Source organism: Sphingopyxis sp. SE2, from assembly GCF_032227185.1.
In the GTDB taxonomy this organism is placed as follows: Bacteria; Pseudomonadota; Alphaproteobacteria; order Sphingomonadales; family Sphingomonadaceae; genus Sphingopyxis.
In genome coordinates, this window is the sequence record NZ_JAPMXW010000001.1 from 3,725,227 (window position 1) to 3,745,913 (window position 20,687).

The window sequence follows — 20,687 nt, forward strand, 5'->3', positions numbered from 1 at the left end:
AGCCGCTCCGCGCGTCAGCGCAACTTAATTTCAGAGGGCCACCGCCTTACCGTACCGTAAAGCGCACACGGTCAATCATTCGGCCGCCTGGATCAACCAGCGCGAGCATATGCGCGCCCGGGCGGGGCAATATTTGCTGCCCGGCGTCGGCATCGCCGAGCGGTTTTTTGTCTAGGATCAGCCGGTATCCGGCGACCGATCCGCTGACCGTGACCGCGAGCCGCTGGCGATCGATCGGGATGTCGGGGTCGAGCGCGTAGACGCTGCCGCTGACCGGGCTGGTGATGCGCGGGCGGCGCGCGGCCTGCGGCGCGGAGGCCATTTCGGTCTGCGCGGTGCCGGCGAGGAAATATTCGCGGCGCGGCGGCTCGCGCGTGCCGGGGAGGCTGACCTGCCGCACCTCGACGCCGTTCGGCATTTTCGGCGGCTTGCCGGGGCTGCCGGCATGGAGCGCCATCATCACGTCGCGCCAGACCGGCGCGGCGCCCGAGGTGCCCGACACCGCGCGCATCGAATCGCCCTCGAGATTGCCGACCCACACCGCGACGGTGAAGCGGTCGGTAAAGCCGACGCACCAATTGTCGCGCATGCCTTTCGAGGTGCCGGTCTTGGCCGCGGCCCAGAAGGGGAGGCGGAGCGCGCTGTCGGCGCCGAACGCGTCGGCGCGGGCGGAGGCGTCGGCGAGGATGTCGCCGACGATGAAGGCGGCGGCGGGGTTGACGATCGCGCGCGCTTCTTCACCATCTTTGCGCATATCGCTGAAGTGGACGGGCGACCACTTGCCCATATTCGCCAATGTTCTGAAGGCATTGGCTTGTTCGACGAGCGACACTTCAGCCGAACCGAGCGCGAGGGAGAAGCCGTAATATTCACCGTCCTCGACAAGGCCGTGATAGCCCAATGCCCACAGGCGGTCGCGGAACTGCTGGACGTCGTCGATGATGAGCGTGCGCACCGCGGGGACGTTGAGCGACGAGGCGAGCGCGTGGCGGACGCTGACCGGTCCCTTGAAGCTGCGGTCGTAATTTTTGGGGACATAGAGCCCCGACGCGGTGTCGAGCTGGACCGGGCTGTCGTCGAGGATCGAAGCGGCGGTGAGCCAGCCATGCTCGATCACCTGCGCATAGAGATGCGGTTTCAGGGTCGAGCCCGCCTGCCGCCGCGCGTTGGCACCGTCGACCTGCGCGGCGGTTGATCCGAGGCCGACACCCCCGACATAGGCGAGCACCTCGCCGGTCGCGTTGTCGAGCACGACGACCGCGCCGTCGCGGACGCGGTTCGCGCCGAGCCCCTCAAGCTGGCGGCGCAGCGCGACGATCGCGGCGGTCTGGATGCGGCGGTCGATCGTCGTCGCGACGCGCTTGCCGGGCTTGTCGAGCAAGCGGACGGCAAGGTGCGGCGCGAGGCCGGGGTCGAAGCGCGCGGCATGCTCGCCCGAGACGAGCGTTGCGGCGGCGGCGCGGATCGCCGAACAATCCTTCGCTTTCGCAATGCGGCACGCGCGGCGGCTGAGCGCCTCGGCGCCCGCGGCGGGATTGGGGAGCAGGCCCGCGAAGAGCGCGGCGTCGGTACGATTCATTTGGGCGGGCTTCTTGCCGAACAGGCTTTGCGCGCCCGCGCCGATGCCCTGCGCCTCGCCGCGCAAGGGCAGGAGGTTGAAATAGGCCTCGAGCATCTGTTCGTGCGACCAGTTCGACGCAAGCGCCTGACCCGCGCGCATCTGACGGATCTTCGTGCGCCAGTCGCGCTGGCCCGGCTGCGCGAGGCCGGGATCGAGAAAGGCGGCGAGCTGCATCGCGAGCGTCGAGGCGCCGCGCGAGCGGTCGCCTGTCGCCCCTCTTGTAAAGCGCGCGCGGACCGCGCTCGCGACCGCGAGCCAGTCGACCCCGCCGTGCGACCAGAAACGCCGGTCCTCGGCGTTCACCACCGCGTCGCGGACGGCGGGGCTGATGTCGCCGAGCGGCACCCACGCGAGGCGGCGGCGTTCGAAATCGACGCGCTCGCTGTCGAGAAGCTGGCCGTCGCGATCGTAGAGCCAGGCTTCGCTGGGGCGCCAGTCGGCGCGGACGGTGGCGAAGTCGGGCATCGGGGGTGATTTCGTCGCGAGGTGGGCGATGGTGGTGAGGACGAGCGCAGCGAGCGCGAGCCAGGCGAGGGCGTCGCGGAGGCGGAATCGAACGGTCATTGGTCGCGAGGCCTAAACAATCCTCCCCGTGCCGAAGGCATGGGGAGGGGGACCGTCGCCGCAGGCGATGGTGGAGGGGCGGCTACCTCGCGCCATAGCCCCTCCGTCAGCGCTTCGCGCTGCCACCTCCCCATCGCTGCGCGACAGGGAGGATTTTGCGGGCTCGCGCTTGCCCATCAAGACCCCACGCTCGCCACCGTCAGCGGCGCGTTCGGCCACTGGCCGCGGATCGCGGGCGAATACATCGCCTCGACGCGTGTCGGGGGCAGCGTGAAGCGGCCCGAGCCGTTCAAACGCACGACATATTCGACCGCGTGGGTGCCCGCGGGCATCCAGCCGAAATAGCCGCGCCAGCTGTCCTTGCCGCGCTCGACATAGCTCGGCTGCGCGCCCGATCCGCCCGCCTGTTCGGCGAGCATTTCGGACTGGCCGCCGAGATTGCCGACGATCGTCGCGCCCGGGGCGACCGGATCGCTCACCACGACCCACGTCCGGCCCGCGGTCGCGACGACCTCGATCCGCACCTTGATCACATCGCCGCGCGTCAGCCGGTCCTTGTTCGCCGCCTTGACGATGCTGACCGAGCGCTTGATCCGATAGCCGGCGTTGAGCGGTTCCTTGAGTGGCACCGCCGCCTTGACGATGACGGTGGCCCATGGCGCGCCGCCGCCCTGATGGCTGAGGCTCATCGTCGCCGCGTTGAGCGCGACGCGGAGCGGCGAGACCGGCTCCGCCGGCAGCGGCCAGCTTTGCGTCGCGGTGTCGCCCGCGAGGCCGATGTTGGTGACGCCGGTGATCGCGCTCGCCGGATAAAGCGCGGCGAAGCGGCGGACGGTGACCGCGCCCCATGCGTTGGCGGGGGTCGTGTCCCAATGCCCCTTGCGCTGGCGCTGCGCGACGCCGACCATCAGCTTGCCCGCGTCATCCTCCCAGCCCTTGCGGCCGAGCACGGCTTCGAGCGCCTTGATCGCCATCTCGTCGCCGCTGGTCATCATCCACCACGGCGCTTTCGCATCGTCGACGAGGTCGAGGCGCGTGCCTTCATAGACGAGGCGCTTTCTGAGTTCGGCTTCGGCCGCGGTGCGCAGACCGGCGGCATTTCGCACCCCCGGCGTCTTTTCGAGCGCGACGAGCCAGTCGGCGAGCGTGCCCGTCGTCATGTCGGCGGGCGCGACGTCGATCGCGGCGACGAGGCTGGCGCTCGACGCCTTGTTGCGTGCGAGCGCCGCCAAGGCCGCGATCCGCACGGGGCGGATGTCCCACGGGCCGTATCCCTTGCGCGTGAGGCGTCCTTCGACGACCGCCTGCAGCGCCTTCACCATCTTTTCCCTCGATGCCTCGGGGATCGCGAAGCCGTTCGCGGCGGTCACGTTCATCACATAGGCGGTGAGTTCGATCGATCCTTCCATCCGTTCGTTCGGCCAGTAGCGGAGCAGCCCGTCGTCATCGAGATAGGTCGGCATTGCCCCCGCGAGCGCCTGCCAGCGGCCGATGTCGCCCAATGCCACGGCGCGCGACGTCTGCTGTTCGAAGCAGGTGTAGGGATAGGCGCTCATATAGTCGCGCACGCCGGTGAGCGGCGGCGCGAGCGTGCCTGCGAGCGCGATATCGACATAGCCGCCGGGGAGCGCGCCCGCGGGGATCGCGATCGGCAGCGTCGTCGCGGGGCCGACGCGGAACAGGCTCGCGGCCCAGGTTTCGACCGGCACCGCGGGTTCGACGACCTGTTCGAAGACGAGCCGGTCGCGCGCCTTGCCGCCCTTGGCCACGGCATCGACGGTCCATTCGATCGGGCCGGTCTGATCGGGCGCGGTCATCGACCAGCTGATCGGCACCGTGCCGCCCGCGGGGATGGTGACAGTGAGCGGCGGCGCGGTCGCGACGGCGGGCGACAGCGTCGGGGTCGCGGTGACCTCCATCGGCTGATCGGTGCCGTTCCTGAGCGTGAAGCGCGCGTCATAGGTGTCGCCGGTACGCACCAGTTCGGGCATGCCGGCGAAGACGCCGAGATCCTGCACGGTGCGCACGCTCGTCTCGCCGGTGCCGAAATATTGCGAGCCGTCGGTCGCGATCGCGACGAGGCGGAAGCCCGAGAGATTGTCGCTGAGCGGCACGTCGACCGTAGCGCGGCCCTTGGCATCGAGCGGGACATGGCCCTTCCAGAGCAGCACGGGGCGGAAATCCTCGCGCGTCAGGCCCGAAAGGTCGCCGCCGCCGCCGCCGCCCGGTTCGAGCGCCTTGCGGCCATAGTGGCGCTTGCCGACGACCTGCATCTGCGCGGTCGAGGTGAGCACGTCGAGCGTGCGTTCGCCCATCATCGCGTTGAGCACTTCCCAGCTTTCGTTGGGCGCGAGCTGAAGCAGCGCTTCGTCGACCGCGGCGAAGGCGACGTCGGCATTTTTCGGCGCCTTGCCACCCGGGGTCTCGACCTCGATCGCGACCTTCGCGGTTTCGCGGACCGCATATTTCTCCTTGTCGGCCTTGACCTTGACGCCGAGCTGATGGCCTTCCCAGCCGACCTTGATGCGCGCGATGCCCATGCGGTAGGCGGGCTTGGCGAGGTCAACGAGGGCGGTCGGCGGCGCGCCCTCGCTATTCTCGATCTTGAAGCCGGCCGTGCGCTTGAGCTTGCGGAACCAGCTTTCGCCGCCGGTGACGCGGCCGCGCACCGCCATCACCGAGACATAGACGTCGGGGGCGTAGGTCGCGGGCAGCTTGACCTTGACGACGGGATTGGTGCCCTTCAGCGGCACGACGAAGCTCGACAGCACGCCCTCGCGCTCGACGGTGACGAGCGCGGTCGCTTCGCGGAATGGCATGCGAACCTGGAATTTCGCGGTGTCGCCCGCGTCGTAGCGCGGCTGTTCGGCGATCACGTCCATGCGGTCGCCATTGTCGCCGCCGAACCACCAGTCGTCGTCGCCCGCGAGCCAGACCGAGCGCACGGCGCGCGCTTCGTTGCCGTCGACATCCTGGGTGGTCGCGACGACGGTGATTTCGCCCGAGACGCCGGGCGCCATCGCGCAGCTCGCGCGGCCGAGCTTGTCGGTCGTCGCGCTGCATGTCGCGCCGAGGCGCGTCGTGCGCATCTGATTGTCATAGGCGTAGAAGCCGCCGATCAGGCGGCGCCGCGCGGTGATAATCTCGCGGTTGTAGAGCGCGACGGCGACGCGCTGGCCGCGGATCGGCTTGCCGTCCAAGTCGAGCGCGATGAAGTTGAGGCGCAGGTCGTTGTCGCGCATCAGCCAGCCGTCGGTCTTGAGCCCGAGCCGGACGGCCGAGGGATAGAGAGTGATGCGGCGGCTCGACGTCAGCGTCTCGCCGTTCGCATCCTCATAATCCATTTCGGCGGCCATCAGCGTCGGTTCGGTGATCGGCTGGTCGACGGTGACGCTCGTCGTCGCGCTGCCATTGGCGTCGAGGGTGAGCGGGACCGAGCGCGCGAGCGGCAGGTCGGCCGACGGCGTATCGCCGCTGTCGTCGAGCTGGACCACGCCCTCTTTCACCGGCTGGCCGTCGAAATCCCAATCCTTGTAGTCTTCGGGTGGCGACCAGCTCGAGCGGAAATTGGTGCGCAACTCGACCGGTATGTTCGGCGCGGGGCCGCCCGAGAGATAGCCGACGAAGAGATTGAGCGGCACCGCGGCGGGGCGCACGAGCGCGGTCTTCGGCCCGGTGATCGTCGCCTTCATCGTCGGCAGGCGATATTCGTCGACCTTGACCGTCTGGCCCGGCCAGATCGTCTTGTCTTCGCCGTCCTTATCCTTGGTGACGAAGACGAGTTCATAATCGCCCATCGGCGCCGAGGCGGGGACGTTCCATACCGTCTCGCCGCTGCCCGCCGCGGTGATGGCGAACGGCATCTCGAATTCGGTGTCCGAGCCGCGGTGGACGAGGCGAAGCTTGCCCGCGAGCGGTTCGGGGGTGCGGAAGCCGAGGCCGATCGGGCGGCGCAGGATATGCTTCATATGCACCGTCTCGCCCGCCTTGACGAGCGCGCGGTCGAAGACGGTGTGGAGGATGTCGCTGCGCTCCGACCAGCCATAGGGGAGGTCGAAATCATAGGGACGGATGCCGTTTCCCCAGTCGGTGAGCGTGAAGCTGAAATCGTCGCCCGAGCGCGCGCTGACCATCAGGGCATGGCCTTCGCTTTTCGCCATGTCGGGATTTTCCTCGCAGCTCGACCAGGTTTCGGGCTCGGGCAGCGCCGATGGGAAGGCGAGGCGGCCCGCCTTGTCGGCGCTGCCCCGCGCGAGCAGGCGGCCGGTGCAGGCGTCGGTGACGCGGATTTCGGCGCCGCCGACGGGAAGGCCGGTGTCGAGCGCGGTCACCCACGCGAGCGAGCCTTCGCGGCCCCATTTGAAATGCACCGCCATATTGGTGACGAGCGCGGCGGTCGCGACATAGCGCGTGCCGCGGCGGCCGAGCAGCGCGGCGCCCAATTCCGGACTCGCGATCTCCACGACGTGGAAGCCCTTTTCGGCGAGCGGGATGCCGACGACCTCGAATTCCTTGCCGCCGCCCGGCGGGGTCAGTTGCAGGTTGCGGCGTTCGCCGCCCGCCGGGGCGCCGACGAACACCGATTTGGTGCCGGTGTAGTTGACGGTGACGTCCTTGCCCGCGGCGTTCTTTTCCTCGCGATAGTCGGTGTCGTCGGCGTCGTCGACGCGGCGAAGCCAGCGCGCGATCGCGGCATCGTCGTCGCCGACCCGAAGCGCGGCCACGGGCATCTTGAGGTTCGACTGGACGAGGCTGGCTTCGACCCCGCGCACGGTGACGGGCAGAACGCCGCCTTCGCCGGCTTCGAGGATGCCGAATTCGGCGGCGAATTTGACCAAGGGTGGGGCGCGGTCGATGTGGAATTTCAGCGGGAAGTTCGACTGGTTCTGCAGCTTGCGGCCGCTCTGGTCGGTGACGTTCGCGGGCAGCACGAGCGTCGCGTCGACATTCTGCTGCAGCGGGCCGGCGAAGCGCACGGTGGTCAACCAGTCGTCGTTCTTGTCGTCGTCGTCGATTTTGGGCGTAAGGCGCTTGCCGTCGGACGTGCTCAGCGTCGCGGCGAGCGCGCTCTCGCGCCGTACGGGCGAGGCGAAGCTCAACACGACATCCTTGATCGGATTGCAGCCCGCCTGCGGATTGACGCGGCTGCACGACATTTTGGCGGTGAAGGCGGGGCGCACGTCATAATCGAAACGCTGGTCGCGGCCCGCGGTGCGGCCGGGCACCCCGGCTTGGCTGATGCGCGCGTCCCAGACGAGCGCCATCTCGCGTCCCGGCGGCAGCGGGCGGCGGCATTTGAGCGCGACGATGCGGTCGAGCGCGGCTTCGCGGTCGACGCCCGCCGCGGGGAAGCGCTGCGGCAGCCCGGCGTCGTAGGTGAAGGACTGGCGCGACCAATTATTGTCGCCGAGCCCGGTCAAAATCTCGGTCGCGGTTTCGCGCGGCAGGACATGGCCCCTGTGCATTATGCGGACACAGATTCACGGTAGCGGTTTGATGAGCAGCGGCATGAGGCCATTGGCGTCGAGATCGAGGTGATCGGACCAGACATAATCGCCGGTGAGATTGATGCGATCCCAGCCCAATGGTGAGAGCCGAGACAGCATAGCCGGATCGATCTGGCTTCCGCGGCGGCGCATTTCTTCGACGGCGTGCCCAAGATAGCGACAGTTGAACAGGATGATCGCTGCGGTGACGAGGTTGAGGGCAGCCGCGCGGGTTTGCTGGTTCTCCAAGCCACGGTCGCGAAAGCGACCGAGCCGATGGAAGGCGACCGCTCGCGCCAGGCTGTTGCGCGCCTCGCCCTTGTTCAACTCGGCGGTGACCGTGCGGCGTAGCGCCGGATCGTCGAACCAGCGCAACGTGAACAGCGTGCGCTCGATCCGTCCTACCTCGCGGAGCGCCGCGGCGAGGCTGTTCTGCTGGCGGTAGGCGGATAGCTTTTTGAGGATCAGCGAGGGCGTAACGGTGCGATCACGCATCGCGCCGATGACGCGTTCGATATCCGGCCAGTGGCTGACGATCAGATCCCGGTTGAGCCTGTGACCGAACAGTGGCGCAAGCCTGCCATAGCGCTTCGAAGGTTCGAATGCGTAGAGGCGCCGGTCGGACAGGCGAGGAATGCGCGGCTCGAAATCGAGCCCGAGGAGATGCATCGTTGCGAACACGATGTCGGAAACGCCGCCTCCATCGACGTGCAGTGCGGTCAGATCGGCGTTGCTGTCATGGCCGAGGAGCCCATCGAGCGCATGGATGGCTTCTCCTGCCGTGCCGGCGATCACCGTCTGGTGCAGCGGCGCGTAGCGGTCGGTGATGGTGGTGTAGATCTTGACCACTGGGTCGCGACCATAATGGGCGTTGACCGCTCCGCCGGCTTCGCCCGGCCCGCCCAGGTAGAAGGCCTGGCCATCCGCGGAAGCCCGGTGTCCTTGCCCAAACCAGGCGGCGATCGGCTCGGCGTGGATGGCGTCGGTCAGACAGGCGAGCGCCGCCCGAAAGGTTTCCTCGCGCATGTGCCATGTCTGCATGCGCAGCAGCGCGCGGCGTGACCCTGCGCCGCATACCTCGGCCATGCGCGACAGCCCAAGATTGGTCGCTTCGGCAATCAGAGTGGCGAGGAAGGCCTGCTCATCGCCAGGCGGCAACCCGGTCGAGACGTGCCCGAAGTGCTGGGTGAAGCCGGTCCATCGTTCGACCTGCGACAGCACGTCGGTGATACGCGTGGCAGGCAGCATACCGTAGCAGGCAAGCGTCAGATGCCGTCCTTCGTCGTGCCCGGCATCATCGTCCTTCAGTTCCTTGGGGAAGCGCAATCGCTCGCCAGCGAACAGGGCAGCATCACGTCCGGCCAGATTCTGGGCGACGTCGCACAAGGCTTTGTCGAGTTGCGCGGCGCGCTGATCGAGCCATGCGTGTGGATCACCGAGCGAGAACACCGGTTGCAGCGCTGCGCCACTTGATGGCGCGAGCAGCACGTCCAGCGACCTGTGCAGCCGTGACCTCGGCACCCAGATATCACCCGATGCCAGTGCATTGGCGAGCGCCCCGTAGGTGGCCATCTCCCAATGCGTCCGGTCGATCTTGCCGGCGACCACGACATGGCGGTGCCAGCGCCGCTCGACATGACCGAGCGGAACGTCGGCAGGGAGCGGCTTGCGCCAGTCGCCATCAAGATCCGACAGGACCGTCATCGCATTGCGCAACGCCGCGGTGCCGACCCGGCCGTGGAAATCGAGCGTTTGCAGGAATAGAGGTCCTATTCGTTTGAAGGTCCGGTATTCGGCTGCGATCTCGCTCAACACATCGTCCCTGTGAGGTGCCGCGGTACGACGGATGATCGCGGCATCGGCATCGAGCATGTCGAGAGGCACGATATCCCTGAGGGCCGCGCCGATATCTTCACCGGTGCGTGCTACCCGGCTAACTGTTTCCAGCACGGTGGCGATGCGCATCAGTCGGTCACGGCCTTCGCGTCCCGAAATCGCGATTCCCTGTTCCAGGCGTTTGCGGGCACGAAGGTGAGCGCGTCCCATCAAGGCGCCGAACATGGCGATCGCCGCGTCGGTAAGCGTGGCTTCCATCTCGCGCAGCGTAGCAAGCAGGATGGCCCGCCTGCGGGAGGCGCGCATCTGTTGGAAGGCCTGGGCGGTATAGCGCACGCCTTCGCGGGCGAACTGCGTCATGCGTGGCTCGTGCAGGGGATCGACCGGAACACAGGAAATTCCGGTCCTGCGGATCAGAGCGATCTTCTCAAGGATTTCGGCGAGCGAGGCTGACGCGACGCGGGGCTGTGGTTCGCGCAGCCACGACAAGCGGCTCTGTCGATCATGCACCTTCTCATCGACCAGCGTATCGAGGCGCTGACGCATATCCGCATCGAGTTTATCATGGATTGCAGCGACCAGATCGGTTTCCACCCGCAGCATCGCCTCGGCCGCCATCCGCTCGACTACGCTGATGCCGGGGATAACGATGCGCCGCGTGCGCAGCTCGTCGAGCAGTCGATCGAGCAGAATACGCCCGTCCACGATGGGCATGGCTTCGATTTCCAGCCAGGTCATCATGATACCGCGCGCTGGCCGGCTCAGATCGGTGAAGCCGAAGCGCGCCTTGATGGCGGCAAGCTGATCGTAGCGGGTCGGCGCTCGCCGCGCGAAGTCGGCGATGGCGCCTGCATCCACCCCGACCTGCTCGGCGATATGGTCGAGCATGATCGCAGGCAACAGCTCGCCTGCGCGCAGATGCCGCCCCGGAAAGCGGAGGCAACAGAGTTGCAGGGCGTAGCTCAACCGGGTTGCCGGAGTGCGCGCGGTGCCGATTGCAGCAAGGTCCTCGGCATCGAGGCCATAGTGTCGCACCACCGCCGCCTCGCTGTCGGGCAAAGCAAGCAATGCGGCGCGCTGCCGCTGGGTCATCGGAATACGTGCGGGCATGTTTCATCCTTCAAAAACCTCTTGCCTTTTGCCCGCTTAATGAAAGAGGATTGTGAAAGGCCCAAGGCTGCGGAAATTGGTGCATCCTGTTTCCACCTCCGGATACGGCCGTTTGTGAAAGAGACGCAGATGACGCGCGAACCCTATCTGATCGGCTATGCCCGCGTATCGAAGGGCGACGACCAGTCGAACGCCGCGCAGCGGCGCGCGCTCGATGCCGCCGGCTGCAAGCGGATGTTCGAGGAGACCGCCAGCGGTGGGCGGTGGGACCGACCCAAGCTTCTGGAGATGATCGGCCAGTTGCGCGAGGGAGATGTCGTCGTCGTCTGGAAGCTCGACCGACTGTCGCGCAGCTTGAAGGACATGCTGCACATCATGGAGCGGATCGAGCACGCGGGAGCGGGCTTTCGTTCGCTGACCGAGGCGATCGACACCACCACCGCGGCAGGGCGGATGATGATGCAGATGGTGGGAAGCTTCGCCGAGTTTGAGCGGGCCATGATCCGCGAGCGTACCAGCGCCGGCCTTGCCCAGGCTCGCGCAGAAGGACGGATCGGCGGGCGTCGGCCCAAGCTCGGCGACAAGCAGCGCCGCGAAATCGCCGAGTCCGTCACGTCCGGCCGCAAGTCCGGTGCCGAGATGGCGCGGCTCTACGGCGTCAGCGAACCCACCGTCTCGCGCATCGTCGCCGCGCACCGCCAGCAATTCAGTCAGCAGCAGAGGGAACAGGCATGAAGCGTGGTCACGATCTGTCCGGCGTCATGAAGTTCGCCACCTCGCCGGCCTGGGGCGAGCATCTGGGCGAGGCGCTCGGCGATCATCTCGGGCTGGCGATGGAGGAGTTCGACTTCGAAGCGGACGAGCTGGCGGACATCGTCGGCGATCATTGGGCCGGCGTGTTGTGGGGATGCGCGTTCGAGGATCTGCTCACGCGCACCATCGAACCCGGGGACCGGAACATCGTTGATGACTATATTCGGCGCCGGGGCTGGAACGAGAGCGGCCCGACCAAAATCTACCTGCGTGCCCTCCGATCGTCGGTGATGAGCCTCCACGAGGTGAGCGAGGTCGAGCCCGGGAGCGGCTTCCTTGTGCGTGACCTGATCCAGGGCAGCGAGCCGCTTCGAGTATCCGAGCGCAGCGCCTCGCAGACGCTGAAGCAATGGGACAGGATCGGTGCCCGCGTCGTGCAGGTCGGAGGCAAGCACCTCCTGTCGGGGGGCGTGCTGTCGTTCACTATGGAGGCGGCCGAGGCGATCGTCGCCGATCTACGGCGCTCGAAGGGCAAGCGCAGCCCGCAAACCGCGTTGAACCTAGACGCCGACGATCTGGCTGCACTTCCGGCCCTCATCAGCACGGCATGGCTGTTCGATGTCGTTCCCAGGACCATGGGACCGGCGTCCATCCCCACGCTGCACAACAGTGATGGCGAGGAGGTGATGTTCCACCGCGTGCGCTTTCCCTTCGCACGCGGCGTGACCCAGGCGCTGGTCGGCGAGCGGCTTGATACTCTCCCTGCGCTTCAGCGGGAAACCACGCACTTTTGGAACTGGCTGGGCGAGAAACCGAACGGAAAAGCGAAAAGCACCGGGCGCATGGCGTGGGGTGTGACGATGGCGGACGGCACCCCGGTGCTCGGCAATGTCGAATTGAAAGGCCGCGCCCTGATGCTCGCCGTCACCTCGGCCGAGCGAGCGAAACGCGGCACCACGCTTATCAACGATGCGCTCGCCGGGTTGGTCGGCTCGCCGCTGACCACGATTGAGACGGTCGAACAGGCCATGGCGGCGCGGGCCGAGGGGCTGACATCATCCGAACCGGCACCCGCCATTGCGCCAGAGGTTGCAACCCCGCTCATCCATGCCATGCTCGACCGTCAGTACCGCGCGACGCTCGATGAACCCGTCGGCATGCTCGGCGACATCACCCCGCGCGCAGCCGTTCAAACTGCCGCAGGCCGGCACCGAGTAGCCGGGTGGCTCAAGCATCTCGAAAACCGCAGCAGCAGCCAACTCGACGCGAACGACCCGATGGCCACCTACGACTTCACTTGGATGTGGCGCGAACTTGGCATCGAGAACCTGCGCAAATAGTTCGCTACCCCTGACGTCGATGCCTACCGTGAATCCGTGTCCCTACAATGCACAGAGGCCGACATCGAGCGGGATCTTCTCGCCGATGCCGTCGACCGCGCAATAGCCGTAGCGGCCGACCGAGGCGCGGTCGGCGGCGACGTTGGTCGCGACGAGGAAGATCTGCTCCTCCTCGATCCCGCCGCCCATGCCGCCGACGAGCACCGCGCGCGCCGAGGGGCCGCCGGTGTCGAGCGCGAAGCGGCTGTTGCCCGCGACCGCGACGCCGCGCGCGGTGGTCAGCCCGTCGCGCAGCTCGACATGACAGGCGAGCCCGCCGGGGAGCGGTTTGTCGAACTCAAGCACCCAGGTGCGCGTGTCGACCCAGCGGCCGGTCGACGGAAGCTTGCAGTCGTTGGTGGCGGGTGCCGGTGCGCGCGGGTCGCCGAGCGGGACCATGTCTTCGGAGAAACGCAAGGTGAAGCGCGTGATCGTGCCGTCGCCGGTGCCCGAGCTGCCGGGGGTCGCGAGTGTGACCTGCGGTACGGTGTCGGCGGTCGCGGTCGCGGCCATCGCGAGGGTGAGCGGCAGGATCAGCGCCATTTTCGCCTTGCCGGCCAGCCATGTGCCCAGCGCGCGCCATGCCTTGCCCATCGCTTCGTCTCCCCTTCTGGCCCGGATATCTATCCTGCTGGAAACAGGGGCAAGAGTCCACCCGTCGCCGTGCATCGCGCACGCTTAGTCGCAGAGGGGGAAAATGCTGTGACCGGGGTCACAGACGGAGCGCGATATCAGCGCGCGAGCATCGGGCCGAGCGGCTGGCCGGCGAAGATGTGGACGTGGAGGTGCGGGATTTCCTGATGGCTGTCGAGGCCGGTGTTGGCGAGCAGGCGGTAGCCCGGCGCGACGAGGCCCTGATCGCGTGCGACCTTGCCCACCGCGCGGACGAAACCCGCGATCTCGGCTTCGCTGCCGCGCTCCGAAAAATCGTCCCAGCTCACGTAAGCGCCCTTGGGGATTACGAGGATGTGGAGCGGCGCCTGCGGGTTGATGTCGTGGAAGGCGAGGGCATATTCGTCCTCGTAGACCGTCTTCGACGGCAGCTCGCCGCGCAGGATGCGCGCAAAGATGTTGCTGTCGTCATAGGGGCGGGTCGCGTCGATCGGCATGAGGAAGCTCCTAGTGGGGGCGGCCGGCCTTTTCGGTGTGGCCCGAGGTGCCGTGGCGGCGCGCCAGTTCGGCGGCGATGTCGTCCCACGACAGGCCGCGTGTCGCAAGCAGGATGGTGAGGTGGAAGACGAGGTCGGCCGCCTCGCTGGTCAGCGCGGCGTCGTCCTCGGTGAGCGCCGCGATCACCGTCTCGACCGCTTCCTCGCCCAGCTTTTGCGCGATCTTGCCGCGGCCTTTCGCGGCGAGGCTCGCCACATAGGAAGCCTCGGCGTCGCCTGCCGCGAGACGGTCGCGGATGATCGATTCCAGCCGGTCCAATGCTTCGCCCATCGCGCTCACCATCATCCGATCCTTTCGGACGCGTGCGTAGCGGTGCGCGCCGGTCGCGGCAAGCGGGTGCGAGGCCCAAAAAATTACCGCTGCGTAAACCATATCGAAACGCCCGGCGGATAATTTTGGGTGCGCCGGGGGGCGAGATCAACTTCTGAATGGACAAGGATATGGAAATGGGCACCGGCCCCCGGGTGTTTCTGGCTGCAACGGCCTCGGCGATTGCGCTCGCGGCGAGCCCCGCAATGGCGCAGGACGATGGCGACGAAATCATCGTCACCGGCTCGCGCATTGCGAAGAGCGAATTCACCAGCGCCGACCCGATTCAGGTCATCGACCCCGAGACGGCGAAGCTGCAGGGGCAGGTGCAACTCGCCGACGTGCTGCAGTCGACTCCAGCAGCGCAGGGATCGATCCAGATCAATTCGGCGATTTCGAACCGCTTCGTCGCCAATGGCGGCAATGACGTTCAGACGGTGTCGCTGCGCGGGCTCGGCGCCGAGAGGACATTGGTGCTGATCAACGGCCGCCGCGCGGGGTCGGCGGGGATTCGCGGTTCGGTTGCGCCCTTCGACCTCAACGTGCTGCCGCTGTCGGTGGTGCGCCAGGTCGAGATACTCAAGACCGGCGCCTCGTCGATCTATGGCTCGGATGCCGTGGCAGGCGTGGTCAATATATTAACCCGCGACGACCTCGACGGGTTCGAAGCGGGCGGTCTCTCGTCGATCACCGAACATGGCGGCGGCGAAAGCTACGGCGCCGACGCGAGCTTCGGCAAGACATTCGACCGCGGCCATTTTTTCGCGACGGTCGACATCTTCCGCCAGCAGAATCTGACGCGGCGCGACCGCGGCTTCCTCTTCTGCTCCGAAGAATATCTGAAGCGCGAGGCCGACGGCAGCCGCGCCGACATCGTCGATTTCCGTACCGGACGTCCGGCGTGCAGCAGCACGCAGGCGAACATGATCGTGTTCAGCGATTTTTCGGGGGTCGACGAAAATGGTTTCCCCACATTCGGCCCCGGCCTGATCGCGCCGAACGGGCAGGCGATCTTCGCCGGACAATATGGCAATGAATTTGCGGGCGTCGGCATCCCGATCAATGCCTATAATCCGATTGGCGTGTTCGGGCCGGACAATTTCTTCGGGGTCAATTTCGACGGGCCGTCGACCGGCGCGCTCAACCAGTTCGAGCCCGCCGAGCAGGGTTCGGACGTCTTCTCGAGCGTGCGCCGGGTCAGCGCTTTCGTCGAGGGGGCTTACGACGTCACCGACGGGATTACCGCTTATGGCGAATTCCTGTTCAGCAACCGCAAGTCGCATAACAATGGCGTCCAGCGGATCGAGCTGCAGCAGTTCACCGGCGCGTCGATGCTGCCCTTCTTCCTGTGTGATCCGACGCAGTATAATTGCGATCCGGGTGACATGGGCGATCCGCTCAACGGGGAGTTCGGCGGCAATCTGATCCTGCGCCCGCGCGTGCTGGTGAAGTCCCAAGCCCAAGCCGACGTCGATTATTATCGCGGCGTGCTGGGCCTGCGCGGCGAGATCGGGGCGGCATGGAAATGGGATGTCCACGGCCAGCACAGCCGGTCGGACGCGAGCTATACGCAGGACGTCATCTATCAGGATGCGATCGCGTCGCAGAGTTTGCGCACGCGTTCGTGCGCGGGGACGGTGACCGCGATTCGCGGCGTCGAGTGCATCGACATCGACTTTACCGATCCGCGCGTGCTGCGCGGCGATTTCACGGCGCAAGAACGCGCCTTCCTGACCGGACGCGAGACGGGGCGGACCTTGTTCGAGCAGAGCTCGGCCGAGGCGCTGCTGACGGGCAAGCTTCTGACGCTTCCGGCCGGGCCCGTCGGCGTCGCCTTTGGCGCGAACATCCGCCGCGACGAGATCGACGACACGCCGGGCGAGGCGACGCTCGCGGGCAATGTCGCCAATTTCACGACCTCGGGCATCACCGCGGGGCGCACTGTGTCGAAGGAGCTTTTCGGCGAGGTCGAATTGCCGCTGCTCGCAGGCGTGCCGATGATCGAGCGGCTGACGCTGTCGGCCGCGGCGCGCTACACGCATGTCGAGGCGACGGCACGCGGCGGTGCGCAGGACAGTTTCAGCGATACGACGTGGAAGGTCGGCGCCGACTGGGCGGTGACCGACTGGCTGCGTTTCCGCGGCACTTGGGGCACCTCGTTCCGCGCGCCGGCGCTGTTCGAACTCTTCCTTCAGGACCAGACGGGCTTTCTCGGCCAGTCCGACATCGATCCGTGCATCCAGACCGCGGCGCGGCTTGCGGCGGGGGCGATCAGCCAGCGCATCTTCGACAATTGCGCCGCCGACGGCATCGCCCCCGACTATGCCGGCGGGATCGGCCCGGCGACGATCGTGTCGGGCGGCGGGCTCGGCCGGCTCGAACCCGAAACCTCGACCGCGAAGACGGTGTCGGTCATCCTGACCCCCGATCTGTCGGGGGCGCTGTGGGGCGGGCTCAAGACGCGCCTCGCGGTCGATTATTTCGACATCAAGGTGCGCGACGAGATCGCGCTGCTCGGCGCGGCCAACATCCTCACCGGCTGCTATGATTCGGAAAATTTCGCCAGCGAAGCCTTTTGCGGCCTGTTCACGCGCACCGCCTCCGGCCCCGACGCGCAGAGCGTCGCGAGCGTCACCGACCGCTATGTCAACATCAGCCGCCAGCAGGGTCGCGGCGTCGACGTGTCGCTCGCGGTCGATCAGGACCTCGGCAATCTGGGGTCGCTGACCTTCCGCGCGCAGATGACATGGCAGGTCGAGGACAAAGTCGAGCTCTTCCCCGGCACCGAGATCGACGACAATGGCAAGATCGGCAATCCGAAATGGGTCGGCGACTTCAACCTCGGCTGGACGAAGGACAAGTGGACGCTTTTCTACGGGCTCGATGTCACCGGCGCGGCGTCGAACGAAGAGGATCTGCTGCGCGCGCAGGGCGGCGATCCGTGCCGTACCTCGAGCTTCCGTCCCGGCGGGCGCTTTTGCCCCGACGTCAGCGTGCCGGCAACCTTCTATCACTCGCTGTCGCTGAGCCGCGACGTCGCCGACCGCTTCCGGATCACGCTGGGCGTCGCCAATCTGTTCGACACGCCGCCGCCGCGCGTGTCGACCGTCGTCACCGCGACGCCGCCGGTCATCGGGCAGGCGCCGGCGTTCGGGACGCAATATGATTATCTGGGGCGGCGTTTCTTCCTGGGAGTGCGCGGGAAGATTTGAGCCGGGTTCCGTTTTGGGGTGGGGTCTATCGGCCTTGCGCAAGGCCGATAGACCCCACCCCAACCCAGTATCAGGTGAAACGTCCCCCCGGACGTTTCAGATCGGTCCGGGGGACCGATCGACCTGATACTCCTGAAGGGGAGGGGCTTTCTTCTCTCAATGGCAGCAATCGGTCACCACCGGTCGTTCGCAAACCGGCGTTCCAAACAAAAAGGGCGGCTCGCGGGCCGCCCTTTCGTTTGCCTGTCCGGCCGATCAGTCCTGATGCGGCTGGATGTTCACCGCCGCGAACTTGCCGCGGTCGTCGACTTCGATGTCGAAAGCCACGCGGTCGCCCTCGTCGAGGCCGGTCATGCCGGCGCGCTGCACCGCGCTGATGTGGACGAAGGCGTCGGCCTGTCCGTCGTCGCGCGCGATAAAGCCGAAGCCCTTCGTCGTGTTGAAGAATTTGACCGTGCCCGAGGTGCGTTCACCGGTCAGCTGACGCCGGCCGCGGGCGCCGCCCGGACGGTCGCCGTCGCGCTGGCGCGGGGCGAATTCCTCGATCGGCAGGGGCTCGCCCTCGATCTTGAGGTCGATCGCCGACACCTTGCCGTTGCGTTCGACGAGCGTGAAGCCGAGCGGCTGGCCCGACGCGAGGCCCTGGAGGCCCGCCTGTTCGACCGCGCTGATGTGAACGAACACATCTTCGCCGCCATCGTCGCGGGCGACGAAGCCGAAGCCCTTCGATGCGTTGAAGAACTTCACCGTGCCCTGGCCCTCGCCGACGACCTGCGCCGGCATACCGCCGCCGCGTCCGCCGCCGAAACCGCCGCCGCCGCGATCGCCGCCACCGAAGCCGCCGCGGTCGCCACCGCCGAAGCCACCGCGATCGCCGCCGCCAAAGCCGCCGCGATCACGATCGCCGAAGCCGCCACGACCGCCGCCGTAGCTGTCGCCGCCGTAGGGAGCCGGTTCGAAGCTGTCGAAATTGCCGAAATCATCGCGCTTGCCGCGTCCCCGATGGCCACGGCGATCCTTGTTGAAACTCATTGCTTAGTAGTCGCTTTCGGTCGTCCACACCCCATTCAACCGGCTCCTTGCGCCGGACGGGGACGCAGTTCACCACGGGCACGGACTCGCCCCATGCCACCAAGAGCGCAAGATATAGCCTAATTATCCACAGGCTGCGAACAGAAAATTTCAGAAAGGCGGCGGGGAATATCGCCCGCTTTGCCGCGGGCTTCGGCGGTCCGGGGCCGGGCCCCGAAACCAGCCATTGAGCGGCAGGGCCGCTTGGCCTAAGGCGGGCGTCTATGACAGTCTATTTCCACGAAGAAGATCTGCCCGAGGGCGTGCTGCGTCCGGGGCCGGTCGCGATCGACACCGAGACCATGGGTCTGAACCCGCTGCGCGACAGGCTCTGCCTCGTCCAGATCAGCGACGGGACGGGCGACGAGCATCTGGTGCGCTTCGGTCCCGGTAGCGCCTATGATGCGCCGGTTCTGAAAGCGATTCTGACCGATCCTTCGCGGCTGAAACTCTTTCATTTCGCGCGCTTCGACATCGCCGCACTGCAGCAGGCGCTCGGCGTGGTGACCGCGCCCGTCTATTGCACCAAGATCGCCTCGAAGCTGGTGCGCACCTATACCGACCGGCACGGGCTTAAGGAACTGGTGCGCGAGCTGCTCGGCCAGGAGGTGTCGAAGCAGCAGCAGTCGAGCGACTGGGGCGCGGCCGAGCTCAGCGACGCGCAGCGCGACTATGCGGCGAGCGATGTGCGTTTCCTGCATGCGATGAAGGACATTCTCGACGCGCGGCTGGCGCGCGAGGGGCGCATGGCGCTTGCGCAGGCCTGTTTCGATTTCCTGCCGACGCGCGCCGCGCTCGACCTTGCGGGCTGGCCCGAGGTCGATATTTTCGCGCATAGCTGAAGGTCCGGGAGGTTTCGCCCATGTCCGAACGCGCCGATCTCGATCGCACGATGCGCCAGATGTGGGCGGCGAGCGGGTCGAGCCACGACCGGGTGGTGCGCATCCTGCGCTTCGGGCTGCCGCTCGTCATCGGCGTCGTCGCGGCGGTGCTCGTCTTCTCACCCTTCACCCAGCGCGCCGAGATCAGCTTTCTGCTCGCCAAGGACAAGGTCGATATGGCGAGCGAGCGGATGAAGGTGACGCGCGCCGAATATCGCGGGCAGGATGCGAAGGGACAGCCCTTCGCGCTGCTCGCGGGCAGCGCGGTGCAGAAAAGCTCGGCCGAACCGATCGTGCGGATGACCGACCTGTCGGGGGCGATCAAGCTCGCCGACGGCCCCGCGACGATCGTCGCGAAGAACGGCGCCTATAATATGGAGACCGAAAAGGTCGCGGTCCCGGGAACGGTGCAGGTCAAGAGCGCGAACGGCTATAGCATCGACGCGAGCAATGTCGCGGTCGACCTCAACACGCGCACGCTCTCGGGCGAGGGCGGCGTCGACGGCACATTGAACATCGGTCGCTTTTCGGCCAATCGGCTCTCCGCCGACCTCGACAAGCGGATCGTGCGGCTCGAGGGCAATGCGCGGCTCAGGATCAATCAGGGAGTGCTCAAATGAACCGGCTTTGGACCCTGAAGAGCATGGCGCTTGCGGGCGCGAGCTTCGCCCTGACCAGCTTGGCAATGCTGTCCAGCGGCGGCGGCGACGCGGCGCGGGCGCAGGCACTCGCCAATCACAACAGCAACGCGCCGGTCGATTTCGCGGCGGGCAGCATCGAGGTGCAGGACCGCGCCGACCGCGTCGTGCTCGCGGGCAATGTCCGCGTGATGCAGGCGGGGCTGACGGTCACCGCGCCGCGGATGACCGTCGCCTATACGCGCGCGGGCGGCACCGACGTCAACCGGCTCGACGCGACGGGCGGGGTGACGGTGGTGAAGGGCGACGAAATGGCGAAGGGCAATGTCGCCATCTACGACCTCGACCGGCGCCTGATCACGATGGTCGGCAATGTCGAACTGCGCCAGCGCGGCAACAATCTGCGCGGCGGACGGCTCGTCATCGACTTGAGCAGCGGGCGCGCGACGGTCGACGGGCGCGGCGCGGCGCGCGGACCCGACGGCAATCCGGTAGAGGGCGGCACCGGCGGGCGCGTCACCGGCACCTTCACGGTACCGGAAAGAAAGCAGTAACCACGCCGCTTTACCGGGCCGCAACCATGCGGTTTCACCATGGCTGCAGGGACCAGGTCATAGCGGTGCCGGGGGGCAACGCCGCGCATAGTTGAAAGCAGCC

Annotated in this window: 13 protein-coding genes; 6 read left to right on the plus strand and 7 right to left on the minus strand. The window is 67.0% G+C overall.

What is annotated here, in order from left to right; translation table 11 throughout:
* Positions 1 to 46 precede the first annotated feature (46 nt).
* From pbpC to OVY29_RS17810, 3 genes are all read right to left on the minus strand, one after another.
* Complete coding sequence (gene pbpC / locus OVY29_RS17800; protein ID WP_313911831.1) at positions 47 to 2,185, minus strand: penicillin-binding protein 1C; 2,139 nt, start codon at positions 2,183 to 2,185, stop codon at positions 47 to 49.
* A 176-nt stretch (positions 2,186 to 2,361) separates the two neighbouring features.
* Positions 2,362 to 7,650: an MG2 domain-containing protein gene (locus tag OVY29_RS17805; RefSeq protein WP_313911832.1), complete on the minus strand. Its 5,289-nt coding sequence runs from the start codon at positions 7,648 to 7,650 to the stop codon at positions 2,362 to 2,364.
* 15 nt (positions 7,651 to 7,665) lie between these two features.
* Positions 7,666 to 10,599 carry a Tn3 family transposase gene (locus OVY29_RS17810; protein WP_058804985.1) on the minus strand — a complete coding sequence of 978 codons (2,934 nt, stop codon included), beginning with the start codon at positions 10,597 to 10,599 and terminating at the stop codon, positions 7,666 to 7,668.
* 147 nt (positions 10,600 to 10,746) lie between these two features.
* Between OVY29_RS17810 and OVY29_RS17815 the strand changes: the two genes are divergently transcribed.
* Together OVY29_RS17815 and OVY29_RS17820 are read left to right on the plus strand one after the other, a co-directional pair.
* Complete coding sequence (locus OVY29_RS17815; RefSeq protein ID WP_099185149.1) at positions 10,747 to 11,352, plus strand: recombinase family protein; 606 nt, start codon at positions 10,747 to 10,749, stop codon at positions 11,350 to 11,352.
* Positions 11,349 to 12,710 carry a hypothetical protein gene (locus OVY29_RS17820; protein ID WP_313911833.1) on the plus strand — a complete coding sequence of 454 codons (1,362 nt, stop codon included), beginning with the start codon at positions 11,349 to 11,351 and terminating at the stop codon, positions 12,708 to 12,710. The genes OVY29_RS17815 and OVY29_RS17820 overlap by 4 nt, the downstream gene beginning before the upstream one ends.
* 42 nt (positions 12,711 to 12,752) lie before the next feature.
* On the opposite strand, the gene OVY29_RS17825 is transcribed toward OVY29_RS17820, so the two are convergent.
* From OVY29_RS17825 to OVY29_RS17835, 3 genes are all read right to left on the minus strand, one after another.
* On the minus strand, positions 12,753 to 13,343 hold the full coding sequence (locus OVY29_RS17825; RefSeq protein WP_313911834.1) for a hypothetical protein: 591 nt from the start codon (positions 13,341 to 13,343) through the stop codon (positions 12,753 to 12,755).
* A 137-nt stretch (positions 13,344 to 13,480) separates the two neighbouring features.
* Positions 13,481 to 13,858, minus strand: coding sequence for a histidine triad nucleotide-binding protein (locus OVY29_RS17830; protein ID WP_037553177.1), 378 nt, complete (start codon positions 13,856 to 13,858; stop codon positions 13,481 to 13,483).
* 10 nt (positions 13,859 to 13,868) lie between these two features.
* Positions 13,869 to 14,189 carry a phosphoribosyl-ATP diphosphatase gene (locus tag OVY29_RS17835; protein WP_313912077.1) on the minus strand — a complete coding sequence of 107 codons (321 nt, stop codon included), beginning with the start codon at positions 14,187 to 14,189 and terminating at the stop codon, positions 13,869 to 13,871.
* A 176-nt stretch (positions 14,190 to 14,365) separates the two neighbouring features.
* Here OVY29_RS17835 and OVY29_RS17840 point away from each other — a divergent pair, with 176 nt between their 5' ends.
* Positions 14,366 to 17,440 (plus strand): TonB-dependent receptor domain-containing protein, encoded by a 3,075-nt coding sequence (locus OVY29_RS17840; protein ID WP_313911835.1) that lies wholly within the window; start codon positions 14,366 to 14,368, stop codon positions 17,438 to 17,440.
* A gap of 255 nt (positions 17,441 to 17,695) precedes the next feature.
* Here OVY29_RS17840 and OVY29_RS17845 read toward each other — a convergent pair whose 3' ends face one another.
* The gene (locus OVY29_RS17845) at positions 17,696 to 18,472 is read right to left on the minus strand and encodes a cold-shock protein (protein ID WP_037553179.1); all 777 of its coding nucleotides are present in this window, start codon (positions 18,470 to 18,472) and stop codon (positions 17,696 to 17,698) included.
* 263 nt (positions 18,473 to 18,735) lie between these two features.
* On the opposite strand from OVY29_RS17845, the gene OVY29_RS17850 reads away from it, so the two are divergent.
* Genes OVY29_RS17850 through OVY29_RS17860 form a run of 3 tightly spaced genes read left to right on the plus strand, consistent with a single transcriptional unit; the run spans position 18,736 to position 20,584 of the window.
* Positions 18,736 to 19,353, plus strand: a complete 618-nt coding sequence (locus tag OVY29_RS17850; RefSeq protein WP_313911836.1) for a ribonuclease H-like domain-containing protein — start codon at positions 18,736 to 18,738, stop codon at positions 19,351 to 19,353.
* 20 nt (positions 19,354 to 19,373) lie between these two features.
* Positions 19,374 to 20,012 carry an LPS export ABC transporter periplasmic protein LptC gene (lptC, locus tag OVY29_RS17855; RefSeq protein WP_037553183.1) on the plus strand — a complete coding sequence of 213 codons (639 nt, stop codon included), beginning with the start codon at positions 19,374 to 19,376 and terminating at the stop codon, positions 20,010 to 20,012.
* Positions 20,009 to 20,584, plus strand: a complete 576-nt coding sequence (locus OVY29_RS17860; protein ID WP_313911837.1) for an LptA/OstA family protein — start codon at positions 20,009 to 20,011, stop codon at positions 20,582 to 20,584. Before lptC ends, OVY29_RS17860 begins: the two co-directional genes overlap by 4 nt.
* Positions 20,585 to 20,687 lie beyond the last annotated feature (103 nt).